We start from the raw sequence: 20627 nt of genomic DNA, 5'->3' as shown, positions 1-20627 counted from the left end.
AAAAAATAAACGTCCATTCAATCCTAAGTTAGGGTGAATGGGCGTTTGTTCGTTTAAAAATCTTGATGGTACAGCGCAATATCGTTTTTTTTACGGTTTTTGATGCGATACATGGCGAGATCAGCATGTTTCAGCCAACTTTCTAAATCATCGTTTTCGAAAAATGGAGCGACTCCGATGCTGGCCGAGACATGTAACGTTTGCCCTTTATAAACATAAGGGCGACGCAATAATTGTAAGAAATGTTTACAGCGACGTCGGAGTGAAAGTTCATCTTTCGCTGAAGTTAGCAAGGCGAACTCATCACCACCCAGCCGGTAAACTGACTCTTCGCGTTCGAGGTCTAGACTTATTCTACGAGCAACTTCGATTAAGACATAATCACCAGCTTCGTGCCCATACGTATCGTTGACTAATTTAAAACCGTCTAAATCAAGTAACGCCAGATAGTTTACGGACTGGTCAATCGATAAGAATGTCCGTTCGAGCGAACGACGGTTACCGATACCAGTTAAAACATCATGAAACGCGTGGTATTCAATCCGTTGCTGCCGCTCCTTTTGTTCTGTTACGTCGTGTAAGACTAAGAAATGACCGGCCGATTTTGAAGCGATGTGGATGGGGATTTTTGTTAATTCATATTGGCGGTCGGATTCATCGAGATAACGATTGGAATCAAGCTGTAAGGAAGACTGAAGATGTAAGACTGAGTGAGTGGGTACTTCGATTGACAAGGCAGAAAGCTTAAACGTTGCTTGAGCCGCAAGATTGGCATACGTCGCTGTTTCGTTTTGATCAAAACGGATGATTGGATCAGGATGACTTGAAAACAGTGGCAGGACTTGTTGCTCACTTTCTTTGATTTGCCGGATCCGGTGTTCGATGCGTTCGGCTAACTGTTCGTTTCGCTCGTTTAACTTTTGCACGAGCAACGTATGTTGCCGAGCGATGATGATTTGTCGAATGATTAGTAACAATAAGATGATGAACACATCAAATTTTTTACCTTCGAGTTCGATGACATAATGTAAAAATAGTGGAATTGCGAGCAAAGGCAGCCAAGTTCTCTGAACGACAGGAGACGCTTGTTTACCTTCAGTGATGTGATCAAGGTGCCATAAGATTGCTGCACTTTGAACAAGACGAATCAATACAGGAGAAAAGACTAAATATTGTTCCGTGAAATCTGGAAAGTATACAGCAGATACTTCATACATGCCACGAATGAACAGTGAAAAGAATAGTAGAGATAACGTCGTTCGGGAAACCCAGTGTGTTTCTTGAACAAAAAAGAAGTAGAAGAGAACAAACAATCCGAGTGAAGTGTTGAGGACGACGATCATATCGTACGGGAACGTACTAGCTGTCGGGTCGGCCAGTTCGCTTAATGTATGAAAAGCAGCAAGTCCTAAAAAAACGACGATGATTAGAGCATCCACGAATGCAAGCAGATGTTGTGAAAAACTCTTTTGTGAAGCAATCCGGTAAAAAAGTCCGATTAAAAATATATAGTGCGAAATGGAGAAACAAATTAAGCTATAACTGTTCGGAAAAGACAGCGTATTACTGAACAAGTTAATGGTTTCAAAAATCGAAGCAGCTAGCGAGAAGATAAGTGAGATGAAGGCAATGATCCAAAATTTTCGTCTTGGCACGACGAGTGACCGTTCTTTTTTATAGGCGATGAGGATGAAAAGTCCGATTAAAAGAAACGACAAGTACTCTAGAATTTGTTCGACAAGGTGGTTCATGAATGAGCCTTGCGTGTATGAATAGAGAATTAAAATCAAAGAGATGATTAGTAGAGAAGGGAACCATCTGATGAAGTAGGGGGATCGTTGCATATGCGTTTCCTCCTAGTTGCGTTTTAGTTGAGCGGCGAACTGAAAATTATTTTTGTTCGTATTTTTAATGTGATACATGGCTTCGTCTGCACGGATCAAAAGGACATTCGAACTTTTTCCATCACTCGGATAAAGCGAAATACCGATGGACGGTGTGACAGACATCGTTTGATCTTTAATATAAAACGGCTCATTGAGTGATGCGAGCAACTTACTCGCAAATGCAGTCGTCTCATCTTCGTCTCGAACGGTGAATAAAATGAATTCGTCTCCTCCTAAACGGGCGACAAGCTCCTCTCCTTGAATTAGTTGTTGTAGCCGGCCTGCGGTTTCTTGAAGTAATAAATCTCCAGCATCATGCCCGTACGTATCATTGATAGCTTTAAAACCATCTAAATCAACAAACAATAACGATCCATGTCGTATGGTAGGGAGGAGAGTCTGCAATTGTTCTTCAAAAAAGCGCCGATTCGGTAAACGGGTCAAAGCGTCATGATTTCCTAATTTCTCCAACCATTGTTCTTGGCGAACATCTTCTGTGACGTCGGATAAAATGATAAAGACACGTTCTTGATCGGCTATACAAATCGACGTCATCGTGTAGATGAGGTCCTCTTCGTCATGGGGGATATAAAACGTTTTTGATAAGGAAGGGACCCCTTTATTGGCATGTAGCGCCTCCATTACTTGTTTGAAAAGACGGACCTGTTCGTCTTTCAATGACTTCTCCATCCATCCTTCTCGAATGGCTGCAGGATTTCCGGATAGAATGTGACTCGCTTGATTTACTTCAAGTACCATTTGCGGATAGGAGAGGAACAGTGCCTTGAATTCTTGTTCGCGTAACCGAAGTAACTCCGTTTTCTGTGAAACGATGGTTTCCAAATTTTCTTGTAGCGAAGTCGTTTCTCGTAAAAGGCGTACATTTTCGCGATAAGAAAAAAGCTGCCGCGTTAAGAAAAGTAAAAAAGTGGTCGCGATTGTGATGAAGTAGAAGCGTGTCGTGACAGGTGAAAACGTGACATAGGTAATTAACAGTAATAGTAAGATGTATGAAAAAGAAGGACGAAGAATTTGTTCAATCCGAAGTAACAATAATTGTTGTTTAGCGATGATCGGTAAATGCCAAGTTACTAGGAAACTAATGAAAAAATAGCTACTCAGCGGATAGAGCGGTAATAAAAGCATTGCGTAAAAAGTAAAATCGTTCAATAAAAAGCTGTAAAATAAAAAGTTGATCATACCTAATAAAAACGTTCCACCCATTAAAAAACTAAAAGCGAACAACGAGACCGGTTTTTTTAAACCGGAAGCATAGAGTAAAAAAAAGAAAAGAGTCAGGAGAATGGTCAAGAATGAATAGATATCCCAGCTGAGCTGCTCCGCGAACGTTCTTGTGTATTCGGGGATGTGTTTAAAAATTGTCAAGTATCCAGCAATCATCGCGACAGTAAAAAGTGTCAATGAATCAAGAATTAAAAGCTTTTGTGAACGGAAATGTTCAATATCCAAAAGACGGAATAAAAAAATGGTAATCGTCAAGAGATGGATTGTATAGGGAAAGTCGAGTAGGACGTTCAAATTGACAGACGTGAGCGAAAAGTAACCACTGACAACTCCACCTAAGTCTCCGATGAAATAAGCACTTACAGCAATGAGGATCCATTTAAGTTCTGGTGAAGGTGTTTTTCTATAAAATAAAATGGCGGCACTCGTAATCAATAAAGACCCGACAAAGCTTGAAAAGACGGCTGTGGGTAAGACGAATGAGTTTGGAATTAAAAGAAGGATGGTATACGAGATAATCAAATAAATGACGATTCCTCCTGTCATTCGTTTGAACGCTTTTGACATGAGAAAACCTCCTGTCTAATGAAAGTAACAGTTTAACTATATAATTCATTACCCTCAATTTGGAAAAAACGTACTTGGAACAGAAGAAAAAAGACCGCATTTTTCCGGAAAGGAAAATATACGGTCAAATAGACAATAAATCAAAAACAAATTATTTTTTATAAGATTCGTACGCCTCTATCTTCTCGGACAAGTAAGACCAATAGTCCATCAGTTGATCGAGTTGGGATTTTCCTTGCTCAATCTTTTGATAGAGTTCATTAACTTGCCCGATATCGCTACCTGCCGAAGCGAGCTGTTGTTCGAGTTGCTCAAGCGCAGCTTCCGCGTTTTCAATCTGTGTCTCAATCGTTGTCCAATCTTGTTGTTCCTGATAAGACAATTTTTTCGGGATGTCGGTTGGAGCAGCTACCACTTCTTTTACCTCAGTCACGATAGCTGCTTCAGGTGTCTCATCCTCACGCTGTTCCAGGTAATCCGTATACTGCCCATAATAAGAGACAATCGTACTATTCTCGAACGCAAGTAACCGATTGACGACACGGTCGAGGAAATAACGATCATGACTGACTGTGATAACCGTCCCGGGGAAGGACTCGAGATAATCTTCAAGAACCGACAGCGTTTCTGTATCTAAATCATTCGTCGGCTCATCGAGGAACAAGACGTTTGGTTCATCCATTAAGATCGTCAACAACTTGAGTCGACGCTTTTCGCCACCGGATAATTTACCAATCGGCTTATACTGTGCTTCCGGTTTGAATAAGAACTGCTCAAGCATCTGACTGGCTGTGATTTCTTGACCATCAAGTGTCGTGATCACCTGGGCGATCCGTTCGACTTCATCGATGACACGACGTTCCGGGTGCGTGAACTCGGCGAACTGTCCATAAAACCCAACTTTGACCGTTTCCCCGTGCACGACTTCCCCTTGAGTCGGTTCAAGTTGTTTCGCTAAAATCGACAACAGTGTCGATTTCCCGCTCCCGTTCCGACCGACGATGCCATAACGTTCTTTTCGACCGAATAACCAGCTAAATGATTCGAACAGTGTTCGTTCACCAAATGTATGACCAAGTTCCGTTGCTTCGATGACTTTTTTACCGAGTCGTGTCGAACCGACTTGTACTTCAAGTGTTGCTTCTTCTTCTTCATAAGAGAGTTCTTGGAGTGCATCGACACGCTGAATCCGTGCCTTTTGTTTTGTCGTCCGTGCCTTTGCACCACGACGTAGCCAAGCGAGTTCACGGCGTAAAATGTTTTGGCGCTTCTCTTCCATTGAAGCAGTCCGTTCGCGGCGCTCAGCCCGCTTTTCAAGGAATGACTCATAGTTTCCGACATAAAAATGGGCCGTCCCGTTCGCGATTTCCATCATGTGATTCGTGACACGATTCAAGAAATAACGGTCGTGGGTAATCAACAGAATCGCTCCACGGTATTCCTTGATCTGTGATTCGAGCCAAGTAATCGTTTCTGCATCGAGTTCATTCGTTGGCTCATCGAGTAGTAATAGATCGGCTTCGTCGAGCAAAGCTTCTGCCAAGCCGACACGCTTCCGTTGGCCGCCCGATAACGAACCGATTTTTGCTTCTAAATCTGTAATGCCAAGTCGCGTTAAAATCATTTTAAGGCGAGACTCCGTATCCCAGGCATTTGCGGCATCAATTTCCGTTTGGGCATCGATGAATCGTTTGAGTAACGTTTCATTTGTCGGATCTTGTTCAAGCGCTAAACGAGCCGTTTCATAATGGCGTAAAGCATTGATTGTCGGTGTGTTTCCGGAGAGGAGCACTTCCATCACTGTTTGATCTTCCGGATAATCTGTCGATTGTGAAAGTAAACGTATCCGGTAATCGTTCGGATGATGCAGTTCACCGAAATCAGCTGTCTCTTTTCCTGCTAAAATATGGAGCAGTGTCGATTTTCCTGTCCCGTTGACACCGATAATTCCAATCCGGTCTCCGGGTGTGACGGAAAATGTCACGTCTTCAAAAACGATTTTATCAGCAAATTCTTTTTTTAATTGATCTACTTTAAGTAGCATGTCAGACTCCTTCTACAATATGCTTGATTTGTTGTTCAACAGTAGCGACGAGTTCTTTTTGGGTCATTGTAGCAGGGTCGATGGGTGGAAGGATTGTCACATCGACAGTTGCCGGTCGAATCCGACCAGTCTCTTCCATGACACGATAGCTTCCTGAAATGGCAATCGGAACGACGCGTGCACCACTAGATGTTGCTAGGGTGAAGCTACCTGCTTTGAACTCAGCAATCGGTCCGCCTTTCGAGCGAGTACCTTCCGGGAAGATGATCATCGATTGCCCATCTTTGATTGTCTCGACACCGGCACGAATCGCCTTTAAAGACTGTCGGCGATCTTTTCGGTCAATCATGACACATCCCATTAAATTCATCCAGACATTGACGATTGGAATCTTATTGACTTCGATTTTCGAAATAAAGGCTTTGGGTTTTGCGATATGTCCGAGCAAAATCGGAATGTCAAAATTCCCTTGGTGGTTGGCGATGAAGACGACAGGTTGATCAGACGGAATATGTTCTTCCCCTGTCAGACGGACTTTCACTCCAGCTAAGCGAAGGAGCGAATTCGCCCAAACGTGTGCTACTTTTTGTGTATACGCGTAGCGAGCGGCGTGTGTTCGACGTTTTGCGCCAGGCAAAAATGGTAATGTAAGAGGTAATACTAGCCCAAAATGAATGAACCAGATGATCGTGCGTAACATGATGGCATCAAACTCCTTTTTTACTGTGTATTATTATTGTACAAAAAAAGACCAGGTATCGCACCCGGTCTTCTTCTTTATTCCCAGTAACGAGGTTCAGATTCCTCTTCACTCTCGCCGAGTTCGAATGTCAGGCGTCTCGTCGTCGGATCGATGGAAAACGAGGCATTCGTATTATCGATTTGTTTGATTTCCATCGTCTCTTCATCGAGGATGAGTGTCAAACGTACCTTATCTTCATGATCGACGAGTAAAACACCGTCTTCTTTTAGCCATAAGTCGATGACAGGTGAGTAACGAAGTGTCCAGCCGTTGGATAGTGGTATTTCATTCATAATGAATCGGTTCCTCCTAAAAACATGAAGTCAAACTCTTTATTTATCATGCTGTTCTGTCGTTGATAATGCAAGTGATGCGACTGTGTCATTTTGTTCGTAAGACAATTGATAAGAGTGTTCCCGTTTCTTCATACGCTCCAACTGTTTTTTGACGCGGCGGTATTGCATATATTCATGATAACCATGATATGTCGTACGAATTAATTGTCTAAAAGATGAAAGTGAAAGACAAATGGATAGGGTGAAGACGAAAATCCCGACTGAATCGGTATAATATCCCGTGATAAAACTAAGGTATGTACTAATGAGACCCGTAAGCGTCGTAAATAAGTAAAAATACACAGTACTTCCTCCTTCGTGTCACTCTACTAAGTGTGTCTAGTAAAGCAATTCGCTAACGAAGCAGGATTTCCTTTATCGTCCAGTAAAAACTCGGAAACAAATAAAAAAATCTACACGATGAGATGTAGATTTTAAGGTGTATCGATTTGTTGGAGTGCAGGTGTCTTTGGAGACAAATCAGTGCTACTCGACCCTTCAGCGAATACAATTCCAATCGTTGCGAGAAATGCGAAAAAAGCGAATACTAACGTTTTTGTAAAGCGTCTTGCGAAAGAACGCGATTGAATGTCATGAAACATAGTTTTTCCCCCATATTTACCAAAACTAAACCTTCTTTTTCCTATTCTTTTATCATATCTGTTTTTTTCAAAAAAATCACTTAAATCAGATTCGTTCACAAAAATGTCACAACTGTTCGCTTCCATTTGATGTCGGAGATAGGTTGAAAAAGAGTATAGTATTGAAGGTGATGAAAAGAACTTACGGTTAGTTGAGTGTTTCAGCTTAACCAAGTTAATGAAAGGAGATGACCATAAATGGCACTACGTGCAGGACAGGTTGTCACATTAAAAGTAGAGCGTGAAGCAGAATTTGGTGTGTTTTTAAGTGATGGTACGGAGGATATCTTACTTCATAAAAATGAACAGACGAAATCGCTCATGCTAGAAGAAGAGGTCGAAGTATTCCTTTATCAAGACAATGAAGGGCGTCTCGCCTCATCGATGACGATTCCGGAAGCGTCATTTGAGGATTACGTCAAAGCACCGATTAACGGAACACGTTACAATACAGGTGTTTTTGCGAACATCGGAATTCAAAAGGATGTTCTCGTCTCGCTGGACGATCTTCCGCAACGCCGGACATTTTGGCCGGAAGAGGGAGACGAACTTTACATTCGTTTGAAACATGACCAAAAATTACGTTTGTTAGGTGACCCGGCTCCTTATGCCTATTTCAATCTCAAGGCGCAACCGGCACCGGAAGAGTGGAATAACATGGACGTTGAAGGACTTGTTTTTGCTCAACGCGACCCGGGTGTCAACGTTTGGGTGAACGATCAATCGATTGGTTTTCTACATGAACAAGAGATGGAACGGTGGCCGCGTCTCGGAGAAGTTATGAAATTACGGGTGACAAATGTGAAGCCAGATGGTACAGTATTACTTTCAGCAAGACCACGTGCTCACGAGGCAATCGACATCGATGCGGATTTAATCCTGAACCACCTACTTGAACATGGCGGTCAGATGGCGTATGGTGATAAGACACCTCCTGAGACGATTGATGAGGTATTCGGCCTAAGTAAGGCTGCCTTCAAACGTGCTCTAGGTCGATTGTTGAAAGATAAAAAAATAGAAAAACATGAAACGGGTATTCGGCTAACGAAGTAAGCTAGCCAACTGCACCTACGTTTCGAATAAATAGTTAGGAATTCATCATTTTGGTGGTTGCGGCTGGTTTTAACCGGCGACCATTTCCAAATAAAACCCCATCACTAGTGGGGGCAAGCGGCGCGATTTAAAGCGTTGAACGGTCCGGGCATCATGCCTTTCCCTCGCCCTTATGGCAACGATTATGATGGTGACTTCCCTAAACATTATTATCAGTAGAAATAGCCTCTATCTTTAAGGACGGGCTTCTGCTATAATAGGTAGTCGATTGTATTCGTTACGGTAGCGTCTGTTTAGTGGCAGACGCTTTTCATATGACAAAGGAGAGTATTTAGCATTGACAACATTTCGTGAATTAAATCTTAGTGAGGCACTTATCAAAGGTGTCCTAAAAATGGGCTTTGAAGAAGCAACTCCAATCCAAGCAGAAACAATTCCAGTCGGTCTTAGCGGCGTTGACTTAATCGGTCAAGCACAAACAGGTACTGGTAAAACAGCAGCATTCGGTATTCCGACGATTGAGCGTCTTGACGCAAAATCGCGCCATATCCAAGCGTTGATTCTTGCACCGACTCGTGAACTTGCGATTCAAGTAGCAGAAGAACTTAACCGCATTGGTGAAATGAAACGCGTTCATGCATTGCCAGTATACGGTGGTCAGCAAATCGATCGTCAGATTCGTGCGCTTCGCAAGAATCCACAAATCGTCGTTGCGACACCTGGTCGCCTAATGGATCACATGAACCGTAAAACATTAAACCTTGACCACGTTCAAACAGTCATCTTGGATGAAGCAGATGAAATGTTGAACATGGGCTTCGTGGAAGATATCGAAAAAATCTTAGGTACACTTCCGCCAACTCGTCAAACACTTTTGTTCTCTGCAACGATGCCACCACAGATTCGTAAAATCGCGGATCGTTTCATGACAACACCAACGCACATCAAAGTAAAAGCAAAAGAAATGACAGTCGAAAACATCGACCAATCATTCATCGAACTAAAAGAAAGCCAAAAATTCGATGTGCTTTGCCGCTTGATTGATACAGATTCTCCAGAACTTTCAATCATCTTTGGTCGTACGAAAAAACGTGTTGACGAAATGACGGAAGGACTTATCCAACGTGGATACACGGCGGACGGTTTACACGGTGACTTAACACAAGCGAAACGTGACCAAGTCATTCGTCGCTTCAAAAAAGGAACAATCGATATCCTTGTTGCGACAGACGTTGCAGCACGTGGACTTGATATTTCTGGTGTTACACACGTTTACAACTTTGATGTACCACAAGATCCAGAGAGCTACGTTCACCGTATCGGTCGTACGGGACGTGCTGGTAAAACGGGATCAGCAATCACGTTCGTTACACCACGTGAATTTGGTCAAATCAAAACAATCGAACGTGTAACAAACAAAAAAATGTCACGTCGTCACGCACCGACACTTGACGAAATCTTGGAAGGCAACTTGAAGCTTGCTGCACAAGAACTCATCAAACGTGTAGAAGCGAAAAACTCACAAGAGTATACAACACTCGCGCAAGAACTTCTTGAAGAGTATGAAGCGGTTGAATTAATCGCAGCAGCGCTTAAAGGATTAACGAAAGAGCCGGATGCAACTCCAGTTCAAATTTCGTCAATCGAACCAATCCGTGTCAAACGTTTTGGTAGCAACGGTGGCGGTGGTAACCGTCGTCCTTACGGCAATAAAGGTGGATCAGGTTCTGGTTCTTCTAACCGTGGTGGCGGATACCGTGGCAGCAACCCGCGTGGTGGGGAGCGCCGTGAAGGTGGTCGTCCTTCTGAAGGAAACCGTAGTTCATCGTCATCAGATCGTCGTGAAGGTGGATACGCTGGTCGTAGCAACCGTAGCGAAAGTGATCGTAACCGTGGCGGACGTAAACCACGTTTTGAAAAGTAAAAAATCCGAACCGATTTGTCACAGACAAGTCGGTTCTTTTTTATGAATTCTCATGATAAAATGAGCAATGAAAGATATAGAGAGGGCTGAATCGTTCGTGTATACCATTTATGCAGCAGCATTCATTTGTCTGATTGGACTGCTCATCGCAACTAAAAAAATTAGCGAGCAGACGACAAAAGGACACTTTCGTTATATCCCTTTAGCGACGTTATTGTTTGGCGGGATTATTTTTCTCGTCTTAGCGATTGGTAAGGGTGGTGCTACAGGCATTCAATACGGTGTTCTGAGCATTATCTATTTAACGGCGACATTTGGGGTCTATTTGTACATTGCGTTAAGAAAAGATACAACGTTATTTTAAAGACGGGGCCTCTCTGATTACAGGGTGGTCTTTTTTTTGATAAGATAGAACAAGAGAATAGGGGGGAGAAGAATGGATGCATTAGATGTCATTGTTCATCCCGAACAGATTGAGGCGTGGTTCCAACCAATTGTTGGAGCGGCACCTTTTAAAGTGGAAGGGTATGAAATCCAATCTCATTTTCGCGGTGAGCCGCTGAAGCCATTTTTTCAAGAAGATGATGTACCAATTGAATACCAGTTAGAAGTCATGAGTCATGTCATTCGCCATGCTTTTCAAAAAGTCCCGGCCGATGCGCATTCATTTGTCTTAATCCGCTGTCGACCTGATTGGTTATTCGAAAATGGTGGCGAAGATTTTTTGAGTATCTTACGTAACGCACAGATCGACTTTCCGGAAGACCGGTTATATGTCACACTGACCGATGTCCAAGTGGATGACTTTGATCGACTCGGACGAATCGTTGCGTACTATCAAAACTCTGGCTTAAAGGTTGCGCTTGATCGTGCGGAGGCGACGAGCTTAGAACGCGTTTTTGCCATGTCGCCGGATATGCTGATTGTCGACTTATCTTCGATGATTGAGAAAAAAACCGTTTCAGCGAGTTATCCGCACCTGTTACAAACGATGGAACACTTATGTGACCAACTCGGTGCGCCACTTCTTTACAAAAATATCAGCCATCTTGGTCAACTCCGGTATGCATGGCAACACGGTGGGCGCTATTACATGGGAAATCTACTCGGTGAGACGACACCTGACTGGGTGACGACATGCCCAGGCATGGAAATCTTATTACATGAAGTGCCGATGTTCTATAAATATGACCGGGAACAGATGAATCGTTTGTTCCAGCTCGAACAAGACTGGACGGTTCGGTTTAATGAGTACTGCCAGTCGTTAAAATCAGATGAATCATTGGATGAATGGTTAATTAAGCTGGCTCAAAAAATGGAACCCGAATTCATTCGCTTTTACATCACAGACGCGAATGGCTTTCAAAAGTCATCAAACGTTAGCAAAAAGAGCGGTGAATGGAAAACATATGCGTTTTACAAAGGTTATAACTGGAGTTTTCGACCGTATTTCATTCGGACCACGGTTGCGATGGAACGACGGCATACGGGATACCTCTCTGATCGATACGTCGATTTCAGTTCGAGTGAACAAACGCGAACGTTCAGTATGCCGCTAAATAATGGGATGTTCTTATTTGCTGATATTTCAGCAAGTTATTTATATCAAGAACGGTTAAGTGAATAAGGAGGAAATGAAACATGTTGGATTATGATTATGATGCACTACGTGAGATTGGGCGCATCGTCGCCATTGCACGCGATGAAATGGCGGATGCCGTCAAACCAGGAATTACAACGAAAGAGCTTGATGACATCGGAGCGCGTATTTTGAAGGAACATGGGGCGGAATCAGCACCGATCGTCATGTATGATTTCCCTGGAGCAACGTGTATCAGTGTCAATGAAGTCGCGGCTCATGGTATTCCTGGTGCATATGTCATTCAAGAAGGCGATATCGTCAACGTCGATGTCTCGGCAGTCAAAGATGGCTACTATTCAGATACAGGTAAAACGGTGATTGCGGGCGAAGCGAAGCGTCCTGAGCACGTCCGACTGGTCGAGGTGTCATTGTCTGCCCTTGAAAAAGGACTTGAAAAAGTCAAAGCAGGTACGAAAGTCAATCAAATCGGTAAAGCAATCTATGCGGAAACACGCAAAAATGGCTTTACGGTCATTCGGAATTTAGCTGGACATGGATTAGGAAAAACGTTGCATGGTGAACCGGAGTCGATTTCGAATTACTTCAACCGAGAAGAAAATGATTTGTTGAAAGAAGGACAAGTCATCGCAGTCGAAACGTTTATCTCGACGAGCGACGAATTTTGTATGGAAGATGAAAAGGATGGCTGGACACTGTACACGCCAAATAAAAGTTTGGTTTCACAGTTCGAACATAGCGTCGTTGTCTTGAAGGATGGATACGAAATCTTGACGAAGGCAGACTAAAAAAAGCGTCGTTCCGCAAAGGGACGGCGCTTTTAGAATGTAGATTGTAGACAAACCCTCATTTCCACTTGGAAATGAGGGTTTGTCTTATGTATGTGTAAAAAATATGACACTACATTAGGATTCCGACTGAAATTCCATGACCAATTGGCCAATTTTTTGAGGTTCAGGGTAGCAAAAGTGAGCATTGCCTGAATCGTCACTTTTTTAACCCGAGGTAGCGAGTCCAACGTATGCCATGCTTTTCTGTCGCGTCCGCCAAGACACGTTCAATTATAATATGAAGGAAGGCTAAAAAAACCTCGGTTTCCGATCTAATCGCTTCCTAGTGGAAAGCAAACAGGAGCGACCCTGCAGCTTCGCTGTAGCGGCGCGATGTTTGCCACAGGAAGACGATTAGGAAGGAAAGAGAGAACAAAAAAAGATGGAAAATCACATTCAAGTGACCTGCCATCTAGTTTGTCTACATAGGTATGCCGTTTTATCGCGTCTCGCCCAAGGAAAGCAACGGAAAAGGTAGAAGCTTTTTTTGCGCAATGCGAATTCTTAACGTCTTCAAAGAACGATTTTAGACCGGGTAAGGCGATTTAACCGCTCGAGTGAAACCTCGTGCTCGGCGTATGGAATGTGACCGTTCCCGATTCGATAGTCGACTTCAAGGAGATCTTCGGCGAAATAATGATCGGTTCCAGCCATGTCAATCGGATACGCTAGACCAGGTAGTGTAGCGAAAGCAAGCGTCTGCCGACGCCCGATTCCACTCTCGAACATTCCACCGAGCCAGTACGTCGCTTTATCTCTTAATGCTAGGGCGTTCGTCAAGCCTCCGACGCGTGCCGGTTTAATGTTGATGATTTGACCTGCACCGAGTGAGAGCATTAAGTCAGCGTCAGTGACCGTTTGGATCGATTCGTCCAAACATAAAGGAGTCGAGAGCAGTGACGCAGCATATTGATGCGTCAACCAATCATCTGCCCGAAATGGTTGCTCCATCATGATTAATCCATACTGATCCCAGTCCTGCAGGAGATTCATCTCGGAACGGGTGAAACTTCCGTTGGCATCAAACATTAAAGGCGCATCAGGAAATTGTTTTCGAACGTGCGCTAAGACGGAGGTATCCGTTGGGTCTAGCTTTAGCTTGATACGCTGAAAACCGTCCTGTAACGCGTCCTCAACGGCACGTACCGTCTTGCTGGCTTCCGCGCGACCAAGTGCTTTTCCGCAAGCGATGGCTTTGTTTTCGTCACCTCCGAGATACGTGGCAAGCGTTTGGTTACTCGCGCGAGCAAACAATTCATAGACGGCGCCGTCGAACATTGCTTTTGCCATCTGGTTTCCTTGAATCGGGTGAAAGCGTGTTGCGACTTCTGACGGATGATTGAGCGGTCCTTTAAGCAAGCGATAGAGGACGGGAGCTAAGGCATGAATCGAATCTTGTGTCTCCGCGGTATACCAAGGTGTTTCAAAGGCGACACCTTCCCCGTAACCGATGTTGCCTTCTGTGTCCGTCAATCGGAGAATCGTCGTCCGGCGATTACTTAAAGTAGTGAGTGCCGTTTTCATCGGCTGACGGAATGTTAATCGGACATCAAATACTTCTGCGCTTCGAAGTGTGATCTTCATACGAAGTCCTTCAGTTGATGACGCAGCAGTTTACCGTTCGCATTCCGTGGCAGAGCGTCACGATAAACATAGGCGACGGGACACTTATATTTGGCGAGCAACTGACTGATTGCTTGACGGACGACCGATTCATCGACAGCGCTGACGATAAACGCAACAGGGACTTGTCCCCAAGTCGAATCAAAGCGACCGACGACACCAGCTTCCTTGATTCCGTCAATCGAGAGCAGGGCAGATTCGACTTCAGCCGGATAGACATTCTCACCGCCTGAAATGATTAAATCGCTTCGCCGATCGAGAACGTATAAATAGCCTTCTTCATCTAAACGTCCAAGGTCACCTGTCTTGAGATAGCCGTCTGCGGTAAAAGATGCTACGGTCGCTTGCTCATCTGAAAAATAACCTTTCATGACGGTCGGTCCTTTGACTTCGATTTCTTGATGGCGTGTGATTCGGATATCGGTCGGGGCAATTGCTTGGCCGGCAGAACCGATTTTTCGTAACGCATCTTCCGGCAATAGTGTCGCAATTTGCGAAGCGGTTTCTGTCATCCCGTATGTTTGCATGACAGGAATCTTTCGATCGAGGGCGCGAGTCAAAATCGGTAAAGGGACCGGTCCACCGCCCGTCAAGACGACACGTAAATCATAGCGACGCAACCCTGCTTCAAGCAGCCGATCCAACATGACAGAAACGAGGGAAACATGGGTAATCCGTTCATTTTTAATCCATTCAATCGTTTTCGTCGGGGCGAAATGAGGTTCAAGGACGATCGGGGCGCCGTAGATGACAGCACGGTAAACGACAGCGAGACCACTCATATGAAACAGTGGGGTAACGATTAAGAAGCGATCATCCGTCGAGGAACCGATATGACGTGCTGCATTCATCGCACTTGAAAAGTGATTTAGCATTGTCTGTTCGACTGCCTTAGCCCGACCTGTCGTTCCGCTCGTAAAGAGCATGGATTGGACATAATGTTTTGGCATATGTCGAACGATGATGTCAGGTGCCGTGTTCACATAGTGGAACGGTAAAATCTTGATATCGGTATCTAGCGTCCGGTCGGAGATGACATATTTGACTTGTGCTCGTTTTAATTGATCATCCAGTTCGCGCTGACTTAAGCGGACGTTGAGTGGGACGATTGTTAATTCAAGTAGTTGTGCCGCATGGATGGCAATGATATATGACTGACTTGCAGGACCATAAAGAGCAATCCGGTCACCACGCGAAAGGTGGCTTGCCCAGGCACTTGCTAATTTGTGTGCTGCCGTATATAATTCCTGCCAAGATAAGCGGGCTTGATCTGTGACTAGAGCTAAGTCGTTAGGTTGTTCCTTAGCGCGTGTATAAATCCAAGGGTACACCGGAAATCACATCCTTTCTTCAAGATGATACGAAAAAGGTTCAAACGTCTCACGACATTGAACCTTTTTTCGTATTATGGGAAACGTGGGAATTGACCGAAGTCAGGATCACGTTTTTCTTTGAACGCATCGCGTCCTTCTTTTGCTTCGTCTGTTGTGTAGTAGAGTAATGTTGCATCTCCAGCAAGTTGCTGAATTCCAGCAAGACCATCAGAGTCTGCATTGAGCGCTCCTTTTAAGAAACGAAGAGCTGTTGGTGAATGTTGAAGAATCTCAGAACACCATTGGATTGTTTCTTGCTCCAGATCAGCAAGTGGAACGACCGTGTTGATGAGTCCCATGTCGAGTGCTTCTTGAGCACCGTACTGACGGCAGAGGAACCAAATTTCACGCGCTTTTTTATGGCCGACGACACGAGCCAAGTAACCAGAACCATACCCTGCATCAAATGATCCAACTTTAGGACCGGTTTGTCCAAACTTCGCATTATCAGCAGCAATCGTTAAGTCACAGACTAAGTGTAAGACGTGTCCGCCACCAATTGCATAACCAGCGACCATCGCGATGACCGGTTTCGGGATAACACGAATCAAACGTTGAAGGTCAAGGACGTTCAAGCGTGGGATTTCATCTTCACCGACGTAACCACCATGTCCGCGAACTTTTTGGTCTCCACCTGAACAGAAAGCGAGATCGCCTTCACCTGTCAAGATGATGACACCGACGTTTTGGTCGTCACGCGCACGTGAGAACGCATCGATTAATTCATGGACCGTGTGTGGACGGAACGCGTTGCGCACTTCAGGACGGTTGATCGTAATTTTAGCGATCCCATTCCATTTTTCGTATTTAATGTCTTCATAACTACGGACTGCTGCCCATTCTGGAGCATATTTCATCTAAATTCCCCCATTTGCTTAAGTTAAGAGTAGTTTCTCTACTATTGTAACAAACTTTTCCGGTTGGTCGATATGTGGGGCATGCGTTGCATGCGAAATCTGGTGGATTTTTTTTGGATCCGCCGCTTGGTGCGCAATTTTTTTAAATTTTTCATCATGTTCCCCGACAATCCATTCAATGGATACGTCTTGAAGACAGGTCCATAAAGACGGCATGTTCCCTGTTCCTTGCGCGGCGAGTGAAGCGGCTAGCCCCTCTGCTGATTGGGACAAACGCTCCGACCGAATCTGTTGCTGCGCAAATGACGGTAATTGCTGCTGGCTTGCGAATAGCGGTAACGCTTCCCAGTGCCGGACGAATGCTTCGAGTCCGTCTTCAAGCAACATCTGTTGCAAAAGCCGATCTGTTGCACGCCGGGCACGGCGCTCGTGTGCTGTCTTTAGGCCAGGTGTCGTACTGACAGCGATCGTCTTTTGGACTTGCGTTGAACAGGCTGCAAGCATCAAGGCAATCCGTCCACCCATCGAGTAGCCTAACACGGTCCATCGTTCATTTCTTGTCGCAAGTAACGCTTGTAAGTCTTTGGCTTGTTCCGTCAAACGCATCCGCTGATATGCAGCAGGCGGCGTCTTTCCATGACCAAGCAAGTCAATCCGATAGACGGTGTAGGTTTCCTGAAGTCGTGCACTGAGCATCGTCCATGTCCCGCTGCTGCCGGTAAACCCATGCAGTAACAACAATGGAGGACCTTGCCCCTCGATTTCGAGATGGTAGTCATGGTCACGTAACTTCATTGAAAGCACTCCGTGAGCGCATGATTCGTCTGTTCCCAAATCGTACGGTGCTTCAGGACGTTCGTCGCACGATCTGTTCGAATCTCGAGAATTCGTGTGACGGTCGTCGGTTCGGTTAACCGTGTTTTCAGTTCGGAAATCGACGTGACGACTTGATGTTTGACCCCATAACCGGCTGCGATATGACTGAAATCGAGATGCTGGGCTGTTCCGAATAACGGTTCGAAGACCTCGGATTCAAGCTGTTGCTGTTGTGGGAGGAAGTTGAAAATTCCGCCCCCGGTGTTGTTGATGAGCAAGATGGTAATCGGACGAGTCCGTGCCATCATCAAGCCATTGACGTCATGAATAAAGGCGAGGTCACCGACGAGCAAGTAGCGTTCCTGTGCATCGTATGTCGCACCGACTGCGCTCGATAAAATCCCATCGATTCCATTCGCACCCCGGTTGGCGAGAAGGCGAAGCGGTGTACCTGCAGGCAAAAACGTATCGATGTCGCGAATCGGCATGCTGTTTGAGACGAATAAGCTGCCTGACGACAAGGTGTTTAAGGCACGAACGACGTTATACTCCGTCAGGTCGTCTTGATCGAGCGTCGTAAAGACAGTGCCGACTGTTTCTTCAGCTCTTTGGATCGTCTTGAGATAAGCAGGATCATGCTCAGTCACGGGCATCCTCAGGAGCTGACTCGGATGCCCGGCTAACAGATTCGTATGCAGTTGCGGAGCACGCCAATTTGCCGCATGACCGACGACCGTCGTCGGAATATCATGTGACCAAAGTAAGTAAGGTTTTGATGTCGGCATTGCTCCGAACCGTAAGATGTGGTCGGGTTTAGCTACTGTTTTGACTGTCTCATTTTTTAGCCACGTATCATAGAAGGCAAAAACGGTGTCTGTTTTGTACTGACGTCCTTGACTCAGGGGATCCGCTAATACGGGGATTCGCGAGTGTTTCGCGTAATCCAAAATAATTTTTGTATCGACCGTCGAAAGTTGTGGTCCGATGACAATCAAAAGACGCTTTGTAGATAGAAGAGCTAGGAGCTCGTCAGTCGTCATTTGCTCGGCAAAACGGGGGAGTGTTCCGACAGTTCGCCCAGTCCGCAATGGATCAAGCTCCGGAATCAACGGTTCGCGTAGCGGGACATTGATATGGACCGGTCCGGCCGGTTCGGTCATCGCCAACAGGACGGACCGCGTTGCAACATGAGCGACATACGATAGACTTTGTTCCTCGGGTAAAGGTAAATCGAATGCATGACGGACTTGTTTTCCGTAAAGACCGACTTGATCGATGACTTGTGGTGCTCCAACCCCACGCAATTCGTGTGGTCGGTCAGCGGTCAAAACAATCAACGGGAGTTCAAAAATGTTTGCTTCCGTGATGGCGGAAAAATAATTCGTCGCAGCTGTCCCGCTCGTACAAATCAAAGCGACGGGACGTGTCTGTTCTTCCGTCCGTGTTAATCCTAAAGCAAAAAAACTAGCCGACCGTTCGTCAACGAGGACGTGGGTACGGCTAGACGGGTGAAGAAATGCAGCAATCGCGAGTGGTGTGGAGCGAGAGCCGGGACTGATTACGAAATCCCGTACCCCGCTAGCGACGAGCGTATCGATTAATGTGTGCATCCACTTAGTCAACATAAACATCATCCTTTTCTAACGTGCACAGATGTGAAAGAGCTTGAAGCATCGGTGAAAGTTTCGTTTCCGTCTCTTCTAGTTCGCTCGTTAGTTGTGACCCGTCGACGAGTCCGCAACCGGCATAGAGAATTGCCGACCGTTCAGTGAAAAGACCTGACCGGATGGCAACAATGAATTCACCGTTTTCTTGACCGTCCATCCACCCGACAGGAGAACCGTACCAACCGCGTTCGAATGTTTCAATCTCACGGATGGCTTGAACTGCTTCTAGTTTAGGTTCGCCACCTAAAGCAGGCGTCGGGTGTAATTTTTCGATAATCTGCAGCAACGTCACATCCGGTGACAACGTAGCAGTAATCGGTGTATACAGGTGCTGGATGTGGCGGTTCTTAAGCAACATCGGCTGATCCGGTTTCTCGATTCGAGTCGATAAATCGTGTAACGTACTCGTGATGGAGTCAACGACGATTGAGTGTTCGACACGATTTTTTTTATCTTCGAGCAACTCGAGACCGAGTGCATCATCTGTTGGTTCGACTTCGTGACGTGGCGCAGAACCAGCGACGGCAGCTGTTTTAATTTGGTTTCCTTCTTTTAAGACGAGTCGTTCTGGTGTAGCTCCGAGGAACGCCTCGTCGACGGTCGGCTGGAAGAAGAAAACATAACTTCCCGGTTGAGACTGCTCGAGTTCGCGGACGAGTCCGGCAAGGTCGACGGCCTGATCCATTTCGTACACGACCTCACGGGCCAACACGATTTTCTTTAACGATGTTTTTAAAAGTTGTGTCGCTTGATGGAAAGACGCTTCAAAAGCCTCATTCCCGTCGCGAGTCATTCGGATCCGAGTCACGAAACGACTTGTTTTTGGTTGGTGTAACTCGGCGTAATCGGAAGCGAGTTGATTGAGTGTTTTTTCAGCGTTTGACTGAGGGTCGACGATCGCGAATAGTGTAACGGTCGTCCGTCCATCCCGTTCTAAGAATAAAAACTTTGGAACTGTCATCGAGGCTTCTCCAAAGGAAGACCAGCGATAATCGGGGTTTTTGAGTTCGCTGAACGAAAAACCGCAAAACGCAAATAAATCATCACCCACATGATCGCGGTTGAGATTCGACCATTTGGATTGAATTCGTAAAAATCGGTCGTGTCCTGACGCTTTTAACTGTTTCGCAATACCGAAACCGATGGCACGCATCGATCGGTCGGGTGTCGTAAAGTAATAGCGTTCTTTTGTTCCGTACGTCAATGAATTGACGTCTTGCGCTTCGATTTCCCATGAATAAGAAGCGATTATAGAGCGCTGGTATGCGTTCGCATGACCAACGGCCTGTTCAATACGTTGTTTAAGCTCTTGTTGAGCGTAAGCCATACCGCTCATTGCCCCCTAGTCTGTAGATACTGTGATACGTTTCACTTAATCTAAGTGTAAACTTTTTGTTGAAAAAAAAGAAGGAATAAGCTATCTT

Annotated in this window: 18 protein-coding genes and 1 pseudogene; 5 read left to right on the top strand and 14 right to left on the bottom strand. The window is 45.2% G+C overall.

The features are described 5' to 3' along the window. Positions 1-53: 53 nt before the first annotated feature. The 7 genes from KNP96_RS08645 to KNP96_RS08615 all read right to left on the bottom strand — a co-directional run bounded on the left by KNP96_RS08645 (position 54) and on the right by KNP96_RS08615 (position 7421). Positions 54-1844, bottom strand: a complete 1791-nt coding sequence (locus KNP96_RS08645; RefSeq protein WP_214770017.1) for a GGDEF domain-containing protein — start codon at positions 1842-1844, stop codon at positions 54-56. A gap of 12 nt (positions 1845-1856) precedes the next feature. Further along, positions 1857-3698, bottom strand: coding sequence for a GGDEF domain-containing protein (locus KNP96_RS08640; RefSeq protein ID WP_214770014.1), 1842 nt, complete (start codon positions 3696-3698; stop codon positions 1857-1859). A 151-nt stretch (positions 3699-3849) separates the two neighbouring features. Next, positions 3850-5742 carry an ABC-F family ATP-binding cassette domain-containing protein gene (locus tag KNP96_RS08635; protein ID WP_088836401.1) on the bottom strand — a complete coding sequence of 631 codons (1893 nt, stop codon included), beginning with the start codon at positions 5740-5742 and terminating at the stop codon, positions 3850-3852. Between the two features lies 1 nt (position 5743). Next, entirely contained in the window at positions 5744-6442 is a 699-nt protein-coding gene (locus KNP96_RS08630; protein WP_214770011.1) for a lysophospholipid acyltransferase family protein, read from the bottom strand. Between the two features lie 77 nt (positions 6443-6519). Next, positions 6520-6777: a hypothetical protein gene (locus KNP96_RS08625; protein ID WP_029332738.1), complete on the bottom strand. Its 258-nt coding sequence runs from the start codon at positions 6775-6777 to the stop codon at positions 6520-6522. A 39-nt stretch (positions 6778-6816) separates the two neighbouring features. Continuing rightward, positions 6817-7122 carry a hypothetical protein gene (locus KNP96_RS08620; RefSeq protein ID WP_088836403.1) on the bottom strand — a complete coding sequence of 102 codons (306 nt, stop codon included), beginning with the start codon at positions 7120-7122 and terminating at the stop codon, positions 6817-6819. Positions 7123-7253: 131 nt separating this feature from the next. Then, entirely contained in the window at positions 7254-7421 is a 168-nt protein-coding gene (locus KNP96_RS08615) for a hypothetical protein (protein ID WP_204251421.1), read from the bottom strand. 237 nt (positions 7422-7658) lie between these two features. Between KNP96_RS08615 and KNP96_RS08610 the strand changes: the two genes are divergently transcribed. The 5 genes from KNP96_RS08610 to map all read left to right on the top strand — a co-directional run bounded on the left by KNP96_RS08610 (position 7659) and on the right by map (position 12825). Then, positions 7659-8513, top strand: a complete 855-nt coding sequence (locus KNP96_RS08610; RefSeq protein ID WP_029332740.1) for a S1-like domain-containing RNA-binding protein — start codon at positions 7659-7661, stop codon at positions 8511-8513. A gap of 337 nt (positions 8514-8850) precedes the next feature. Further along, positions 8851-10437: a degradosome RNA helicase CshA gene (gene cshA, locus KNP96_RS08605; RefSeq protein WP_088836404.1), complete on the top strand. Its 1587-nt coding sequence runs from the start codon at positions 8851-8853 to the stop codon at positions 10435-10437. Between the two features lie 97 nt (positions 10438-10534). Then, positions 10535-10801 carry a hypothetical protein gene (locus KNP96_RS08600; protein WP_029332742.1) on the top strand — a complete coding sequence of 89 codons (267 nt, stop codon included), beginning with the start codon at positions 10535-10537 and terminating at the stop codon, positions 10799-10801. Positions 10802-10873: 72 nt separating this feature from the next. Next, a complete protein-coding gene (locus tag KNP96_RS08595; RefSeq protein WP_214770009.1) occupies positions 10874-12064 on the top strand; it encodes an EAL-associated domain-containing protein in 1191 nt (396 codons plus the stop codon). A 14-nt stretch (positions 12065-12078) separates the two neighbouring features. Then, the gene (gene map, locus KNP96_RS08590; RefSeq protein ID WP_088836406.1) at positions 12079-12825 is read left to right on the top strand and encodes a type I methionyl aminopeptidase; all 747 of its coding nucleotides are present in this window, start codon (positions 12079-12081) and stop codon (positions 12823-12825) included. 32 nt (positions 12826-12857) lie between these two features. On the opposite strand, the pseudogene KNP96_RS16735 reads toward map, so the two are convergent. From KNP96_RS16735 to KNP96_RS08555, 7 genes and pseudogenes are all read right to left on the bottom strand, one after another. Beyond that, positions 12858-13099, bottom strand: a pseudogene (locus KNP96_RS16735) (transposase); the annotation flags it as partial. A 281-nt stretch (positions 13100-13380) separates the two neighbouring features. Further along, a complete protein-coding gene (gene menC / locus KNP96_RS08580; protein ID WP_088836407.1) occupies positions 13381-14451 on the bottom strand; it encodes an o-succinylbenzoate synthase in 1071 nt (356 codons plus the stop codon). Continuing rightward, the gene (menE, locus tag KNP96_RS08575) at positions 14448-15821 is read right to left on the bottom strand and encodes an o-succinylbenzoate--CoA ligase (RefSeq protein ID WP_214770006.1); all 1374 of its coding nucleotides are present in this window, start codon (positions 15819-15821) and stop codon (positions 14448-14450) included. The genes menC and menE overlap by 4 nt, the downstream gene beginning before the upstream one ends. A gap of 74 nt (positions 15822-15895) precedes the next feature. Beyond that, positions 15896-16720 (bottom strand): 1,4-dihydroxy-2-naphthoyl-CoA synthase, encoded by an 825-nt coding sequence (gene menB / locus KNP96_RS08570; protein WP_029332747.1) that lies wholly within the window; start codon positions 16718-16720, stop codon positions 15896-15898. Between the two features lie 18 nt (positions 16721-16738). Beyond that, a complete protein-coding gene (gene menH, locus KNP96_RS08565) occupies positions 16739-17515 on the bottom strand; it encodes a 2-succinyl-6-hydroxy-2,4-cyclohexadiene-1-carboxylate synthase (protein WP_214770003.1) in 777 nt (258 codons plus the stop codon). Then, complete coding sequence (gene menD / locus KNP96_RS08560) at positions 17512-19161, bottom strand: 2-succinyl-5-enolpyruvyl-6-hydroxy-3-cyclohexene-1-carboxylic-acid synthase (RefSeq protein WP_214770001.1); 1650 nt, start codon at positions 19159-19161, stop codon at positions 17512-17514. Before menD ends, menH begins: the two co-directional genes overlap by 4 nt. Beyond that, positions 19151-20530 (bottom strand): isochorismate synthase, encoded by a 1380-nt coding sequence (locus KNP96_RS08555; protein ID WP_214766632.1) that lies wholly within the window; start codon positions 20528-20530, stop codon positions 19151-19153. The genes menD and KNP96_RS08555 overlap by 11 nt, the downstream gene beginning before the upstream one ends. Positions 20531-20627 lie beyond the last annotated feature (97 nt).

It is taken from the genome of Exiguobacterium sp. s133 (genome assembly GCF_018618595.1).
GTDB lineage: Bacteria > Bacillota > Bacilli > Exiguobacteriales > Exiguobacteriaceae > Exiguobacterium_A > Exiguobacterium_A oxidotolerans.
This window is presented reverse-complemented; position numbering and strand designations above follow the sequence as displayed.

Coding starts and splice junctions, on each gene's coding strand:
- KNP96_RS08645 (WP_214770017.1), bottom strand. CDS start 1,844: ATGCAACGATCCCCCTACTTCATCAGATGGTTCCCTTCTCTACTAATC.
- KNP96_RS08640 (WP_214770014.1), bottom strand. CDS start 3,698: ATGTCAAAAGCGTTCAAACGAATGACAGGAGGAATCGTCATTTATTTG.
- KNP96_RS08635 (WP_088836401.1), bottom strand. CDS start 5,742: ATGCTACTTAAAGTAGATCAATTAAAAAAAGAATTTGCTGATAAAATC.
- KNP96_RS08630 (WP_214770011.1), bottom strand. CDS start 6,442: ATGTTACGCACGATCATCTGGTTCATTCATTTTGGGCTAGTATTACCT.
- KNP96_RS08625 (WP_029332738.1), bottom strand. CDS start 6,777: ATGAATGAAATACCACTATCCAACGGCTGGACACTTCGTTACTCACCT.
- KNP96_RS08615 (WP_204251421.1), bottom strand. CDS start 7,421: ATGTTTCATGACATTCAATCGCGTTCTTTCGCAAGACGCTTTACAAAA.
- KNP96_RS08610 (WP_029332740.1), top strand. CDS start 7,659: ATGGCACTACGTGCAGGACAGGTTGTCACATTAAAAGTAGAGCGTGAA.
- KNP96_RS08595 (WP_214770009.1), top strand. CDS start 10,874: ATGGATGCATTAGATGTCATTGTTCATCCCGAACAGATTGAGGCGTGG.
- map (WP_088836406.1), top strand. CDS start 12,079: ATGTTGGATTATGATTATGATGCACTACGTGAGATTGGGCGCATCGTC.
- menC (WP_088836407.1), bottom strand. CDS start 14,451: ATGAAGATCACACTTCGAAGCGCAGAAGTATTTGATGTCCGATTAACA.
- menB (WP_029332747.1), bottom strand. CDS start 16,720: ATGAAATATGCTCCAGAATGGGCAGCAGTCCGTAGTTATGAAGACATT.
- menH (WP_214770003.1), bottom strand. CDS start 17,515: ATGAAGTTACGTGACCATGACTACCATCTCGAAATCGAGGGGCAAGGT.
- menD (WP_214770001.1), bottom strand. CDS start 19,161: ATGTTGACTAAGTGGATGCACACATTAATCGATACGCTCGTCGCTAGC.
- KNP96_RS08555 (WP_214766632.1), bottom strand. CDS start 20,530: ATGGCTTACGCTCAACAAGAGCTTAAACAACGTATTGAACAGGCCGTT.